3 protein-coding genes are annotated in these 4,980 nt (G+C 72.4%); 1 reads left to right on the top strand and 2 read right to left on the bottom strand.

Going from position 1 to position 4,980, the window contains the following annotated elements:
• The first annotated feature begins 189 nt into the window (after nucleotides 1–189).
• The gene (locus AC1D12_RS24540) at nucleotides 190–657 is read left to right on the top strand and encodes an MgtC/SapB family protein (protein WP_477827973.1); all 468 of its coding nucleotides are present in this window, start codon (nucleotides 190–192) and stop codon (nucleotides 655–657) included.
• Here the strand turns inward: AC1D12_RS24540 and AC1D12_RS24535 are convergent.
• Together AC1D12_RS24535 and AC1D12_RS24530 are read right to left on the bottom strand one after the other, a co-directional pair.
• A complete protein-coding gene (locus AC1D12_RS24535; protein WP_477843440.1) occupies nucleotides 654–3,275 on the bottom strand; it encodes a serine/threonine-protein kinase in 2,622 nt (873 codons plus the stop codon). The two genes, AC1D12_RS24540 and AC1D12_RS24535, sit on opposite strands and share 4 nt — an antisense overlap.
• Nucleotides 3,276–3,329: 54 nt before the next feature.
• Nucleotides 3,330–4,844, bottom strand: coding sequence for a methyl-accepting chemotaxis protein (locus tag AC1D12_RS24530; RefSeq protein WP_477843438.1), 1,515 nt, complete (start codon nucleotides 4,842–4,844; stop codon nucleotides 3,330–3,332).
• Between the last annotated feature and the right edge of the window lie 136 nt (nucleotides 4,845–4,980).

Raw genomic sequence — 4,980 nt, 5'->3', positions numbered from 1 at the left:
GAGGAAGAGGAAGCTGCGAAGCTCCTGGCCTTTGGTGAAGGTCTCCGGTGGCTGGCTCATGGCGGCCCTTGACTTGTTGTGGAGCGAGACTTCCGCTGACGGCGCGAATTTGCGCCAGGGGTCGGCGAGCGTCAAGTACAGCGGTAGCATTTGTTGAGGCAGAACAAGGGAACGTCGATGGATCAGGTGATGCGAGCATTGCGCTCCGAGTTTTCCGACCTCGGCGACCCGGAGCAGATCACGCGCGTGCTGCTGCGGCTGACGCTCGCGGCGCTGCTGGGTGGCGTGCTGGGTTATGAGCGGCAGAGCCAGGGCAAGGCCGCGGGCATCCGCACGCACATGCTGGTGGCGATGGGCGCGGCGCTGTTCGTGCTGGTGCCGCAGCAGGGCGGCATGCAGGTGGCCGACCTCAGCCGCGTGATCCAGGGCGTGGTCGCGGGCGTCGGCTTCCTCGGGGCGGGCGCCATCCTGAAGCTGCGTGACGAAGAACAGGTGGTCGGCCTCACGACGGCGGCGGGCGTGTTCATGACGGCCGCGATCGGGGTGGCCTGCGGGCTGGGCCGGGAGTCGACGGCCTTGCTGAGCACCTTGCTGGCGCTGCTGGTGCTGGCGGTGGTGCCGAAGCTGTTCGATCGGGGAGGATCGACCCGGCGCTAGCCGCAGCCCTTCAAGGCCTCGCGCACGGCCGCCGGCCCGGTGACGCCGGGCGGGATGCCCTGCTTGTCCATCTCCTCGAGGATCGGCAGCGCGAGCCGCTGCTGGCTGCAGGCCGCGGCGGCATCGCCGGGTTGCTGCCGGGCCTGCAGCGCGACACCCAGCAGGTGGTGCGCGAGTCCCTGGTGGTGGTGCACGTAGTTGTCTTCTCGCATGCCGGCCGGCAATGCGTCGAACGAGGCCACCGCGGCGCTGAGCACCTCCACGCCGGCACGCGCATCGCGGTCGGCCAGCAGCGCCTCGCCGAGCGAGGTCTGCATGCTGGCGACGTCGGCCTGGAACTGCGTGTTGCCCGGATCCTGGCCGCCGAGCTTGCGCATCATCTCGAGCGCGCGCCGTGCCTGCGCCACCGCCTCGCGCGGCTGSCCGAKGCGGCGCAGGCACCASGCGRTGTTTTCCAGGYYGGTCGCGAYGTGSCGKGCGAKCGAGGTGTTCTGCGGGTTCTTCGCMRCCAGCKKCTCCAGCACSGCCRKGCTCTTGCGGAARGCGTCGAGCGCSAGCTGCGCGCTGGCGGCCGTGCTGTCGCGCTGGATCAGCTGTTCGCCGCGCGTCGAGTAGTTSGAYGCSAGGTTCAGGCCGGCATCGMKGTCGYCSGGRTCCTGCGCGAYCAGYGCCWCCAGCTGCGCGGCGGCRKCGKCCGMGGTCTTCAGGWAGKTGTCGATGTCRCCCGAGAACATCTGCACCTGGCTCAGCTGCCCGTACAGCGTCGCGCGCACCAGCCGCCGTGTGCGGTTCGACGGGTCGGCGGCTGCCAGCTCGTCGGCCACCGCGACGCCGGCGCGCAGCGTGCGCTCGGCCTCGGGGAACTTGCCGGTGAAGCCGAGCACCGCGCCTTCGCGCTGGTGCACGACCGCCGCCTCCTGCTGCGCGTCGCGGTACACCGCGTCGTGCGGTGGCGGCCCGGCCAGCACCGGCGCCAGCAGCTCGATCGCGCGACCGTAGCTCTTGAGCGCGGCTTGCGGATCGCCCAGGYTCGCCAGCCCCGGCCGGCCCTGGATGTCGCCGATGTTGCGGTAGCCGTTCGCCAGCTCGATCTGCAGCGCCGGTTCGTGCTGCGCCTCGGGCGCGATGCCCTCGAGGTAGGCGAGCCCGTTCTCGACCAGCAGCTTGCGCGCCGGCGTGGAGCCCGGCAGCACGCGGATCGCGTCGTGCATCGGGATCATCATCGAGCTGGCCAGCTTGCGCACGCTCGCGAAATGCCGCTCCGCGCGTTCGCGCTGGCGCTGCGCCTCCCAGGCCTGGTAGCCGGCGAAGGCGATGCCGGCGAGCAGCGCCAGGTTGGCCAGCATCACCGCGCCCACCGCGGCACGGTGGCGCAGCACGAAGCGGCCGGCCCGGTAGCTCCACGCCCCGCGGCGCGCCTGCACCGGCAGGCCTTCGAGGTGGCGGAACAGGTCGTCGGCCATCGCTTCGGCCGAGGCGTAGCGGTGCAGCGGATCCTTGCGCAGCGCCTTCATCACCACCGCATCGAGGTCGCCTTCGAGCTGGCGCCGCAGGGTGCGCGGTGCATCGCCGGGCGCGCGGCTCGGGCGCAGCGGTTCGGTGTCGCAGATGGCGCGCGTCAGCGCATACGGGTCGTCGGTCGCCCGGCCGTAGGGGCTGGCCTGCGTCAGCAGGCGGTACAGCACCACGCCGAGCGAGTAGATGTCGCTGGCCGCGGTGACCGGTTCGCCGCGCACCTGCTCGGGGCTCGCGTACTCGGGCGTCAGCGCGCGCAGCGCGGTGGTGGTGCGATCGGCGGCGGGCGCGTCCAGGCGCTTGGCGATGCCGAAGTCGACGAGCTTCACGACGCCGTCGCGCCCGACCAGGATGTTGCCGGGCTTCAGGTCGCGGTGCACCACGCCTTGCCGGTGCGCATGGTCGACCACCAGGCAGAGGCTGCGGAACAGGCGCAGCCGCTCGGCCAGCGGCAGCGCGTGTTCGGCGCACCAGGCGTCGATCGGCACGCCGCCGTCGACCAGGTCCATCACGACGTAGTGCAGGCCTTCGGGCGACACGCCGGCGTCGAGCAGCTTGGCCAGGTTCGGGTGGTCGAGCGCGGCGAGGATGCGCCGCTCGGCATGGAAGCGGTCGAGCAGGAAGCGCGTGTCGGCGCCTTCGCGCACGATCTTCACGGCGACCTGCTGCTCGTACTGCCCGTCGGCCCGTTCGGCGCGGTAGACCTCGCCCATGCCCCCGCGGGCGATCAGGGCCAGCAGCCGGTAGTCGCCCACGCGCTGGCCGCTGGCATCGTGCGGTGCCGCGGCGGCCTCGGCCGACAGCGCATCGAGCAGGCCCGCCGCGGGCGACCGGTCGAGCGGGCCGGTGCCTTCGGCCGCCGCGACCAGCGATTCGAGCTCGGCGCGCAGCGCGGGATCGTCGGGGCAGGCGAGGGCGATCCAGCGCCTGCGTTCGCCAGGTGGGCGCTCGAGCGTGTCGGCCAGCAGCTCCTTCAGGCGCTGCCAGCGCTCGCGATCGAGGGTCATGGGCAGGTCGGGCGCGGGATCGTGCGCGGTGTGGCAAGCGGTGTCGCCGTCGACCCCGGCCGCGCGGTCGGTGCCGCTGCGTGCAGTTGGTTCCATCGAAACTCCCTGTCCGCCCGGATGAGCGGGGAAGGGGAGCTTACCTTGGCGGAATCAGGCCAGGCGGAAGATGCCGACCGCCGCGACCAGTTGATGCGCCTGCACATGCAGGCTGTCGGCGGCAGCGGCCGATTGCTCGACGAGTGCGGCGTTGCGCTGGGTGGCCTCGTCCAGCCCGGCCACCGTGGCGTTCAGCTGGTCGACGCCCGCGGTCTGCTGCTGGCTGGCCTGGCCCATCTCGGCGATCAGCCCGGCCACGCGCTGCACCTGTTCGACCATGCCGCCCATGTGGCGCCCGGCGCTGTTCACCAGCTCGGCGCCGGCCTGCACGCGCTCGACGCTGGAGCCGATCAGCGCCTTGATCTCCCGGGCTGCCGCGGCGCTGCGCTGCGCCAGCGCGCGCACCTCGCCGGCCACCACCGCGAAGCCGCGGCCCTGCTCGCCGGCACGCGCCGCTTCCACCGCCGCGTTCAGCGCGAGGATGTTGGTCTGGAAGGCGATGCCATCGATCACCGAGACGATCTGGCCGATCTTCTGCGAGCCCTCGGCGATGCTGTCCATCGTGTGCACCACCTGCTGCACGGCCGCGCCGCCCTGGCTCGCGGCCGCGCCCGCCTCGGCGGCGAGCCGGGCTGCGCTGCGGGCCGCATCGGCGCTGGCTTTGAGCGCGCCGGTCAGCTGTTCCATCGACGCGGCGGTCTGCTGCAGGTTGCCGGCCTGCAGCTCGGTGCGCTGGCTCAGGTCGGCGTTGCCGCGCGCGATCTGCTGCGAGCCGGTCGCGATCGAATCGCTGCTGGCCCGCACGGTGGCCACCACCTGCGTCAGCCGCTCGCACATCGCCGCCATCGCGGCCATGATGCTGGTGTCGTCGCCGGCCGCCAGCGGCACGCGCTGGCGCAGGTCGCCGGCGGCGACGGCGTTGGCCACCGCCGCCACGTCGGCCGGTTCGCCGCCGACCTGGCCCCACACCGACTTCCACGCGAAGCGGCCGAAGCCGAGCAGCAGCACGGTGGCCGCAAGAAAGACGCTCCATTGCGACCAGGCCACGCGCGTGAGCGTGGCGTCGAAGCTGGCCGAGGCCACGTCGGCAAAGGTGGTCGAGGCCTTGACCGTGGCATCGACGCCGGCCCGGTGTTGCAGGTACAGCGCGTCGGCCGACTTCAGGGCGGCCTGCGCGGCGAGCGCGTCACCGGTCGTGGTGGCCTTCAGCACCGCGCGCGAGGCCTCGAGGAAGCGCACCGCGGCTTCGTGCTGCGGGCCCAGCAACTGCGCCTCCAGGCCGTAGGGCGGGTGGGCGCGCCAGTAGGTGACGCGCTCCTGGTATTCCTTCTCGAGGCGCGCGGCTTCGGCCTGTGCCTTCTCGGGGGCGATGCTGCCTTCCACCGCCTGCGAGAGCACCAGCCGCAGCTCGATCAGGTACATCGGCGGCGGCAGGATGTCGGCGGTGACGTCCTTCGCGACGAAGGTGCGCTGTGCAGCACCGGCCGCCGTGCCGGCGCCCCACAGCGACACCGCCATCAGCACGCTGGCCGCGGCAATGCCCGAGCCGATCAGGAGAACCAGGGTCAATCGCAGTGAACGCATGGGTCGTGGCGGGGGTGAAGGGCTGTTCGGGTTGTCGGCCGAAGCGCCCGCCACTTGAGTGCCGTGTCATGGATCCGGCAGGGGTTGCCGGCGATTGCGTCACGCACGACCACGATCGGGG

Source organism: Rhizobacter sp. P1_G5, assembly GCF_056405435.1.
This window is presented reverse-complemented; position numbering and strand designations above follow the sequence as displayed.

Coding starts and splice junctions, on each gene's coding strand:
- AC1D12_RS24540 (WP_477827973.1), top strand. CDS start 190: ATGCGAGCATTGCGCTCCGAGTTTTCCGACCTCGGCGACCCGGAGCAG.